The sequence below is a fragment of the Neisseria sp. SLRRB23 genome, assembly GCF_050896295.1.
Classification (GTDB): Bacteria; Pseudomonadota; Gammaproteobacteria; order Burkholderiales; family Neisseriaceae; genus Neisseria.
This window is the reverse complement of the sequence record NZ_JBPBFH010000076.1, coordinates 1-630: the sequence shown is the minus strand read 5'-3', so window position 1 is coordinate 630 and position 630 is coordinate 1. Positions and strand designations below refer to the sequence as shown.

Genomic DNA, 630 nt, shown 5'->3' with positions numbered 1-630 from the left:
TCGGTTGATACCAGTAATCACAGTCGTGGGGGAATTACAGCAAGCGTTTCCTTAAAAGATTGGGTAAACAATCAAAAACAAAATGGCATTGCCCCAATCAGAAAAGCACGTTTCTATGGTACAGCCACAAATGTGAAGAATGATTACGCCGATGTTTTACAGAAAAACGGCTATACCTATACGGGTGCAGACGGCAAAACTTATAACAGCGGAGCCTATTCGATTGTGCATAACAAGGATTTTGTGAGGAACAAATGGATACCTTTCTTGCTAGGAACCAATGACACCACACAAGGTACATGTAAGGGGTTTTGCTATTCGCATAGCTCGTATTTTGCGGAGGTGCCTGAACAGTACCAAAGGGATAAGAATGGGGATATTTTTGAGAAAAATGGCGAACCTGTTTTAACGGAAACTTGGAAAGATTATAAGTTAATATGGAGCGAACCGACCGAAAAAGATGAAAATGGTAAATACATCAACAAATATATTCCTAAATTAATCAACCCAAACAAACCAAATGGAGAAAAATATGAAGAAAAACCATTTTAATATAGCATTACTTTTTGTTTCCACCATGATGCTAACAGGATGTTTTGGTCATTGTGCGGATTTTAATTGCACGAGACT

Annotated in this window: 1 pseudogene; it reads left to right on the top strand. The window is 38.3% G+C overall.

The features are described from left to right. A pseudogene (locus ACRPFF_RS11090) lies at positions 1-552 on the top strand (hemagglutinin); the annotation flags it as partial. Between the last annotated feature and the right edge of the window lie 78 nt (positions 553-630).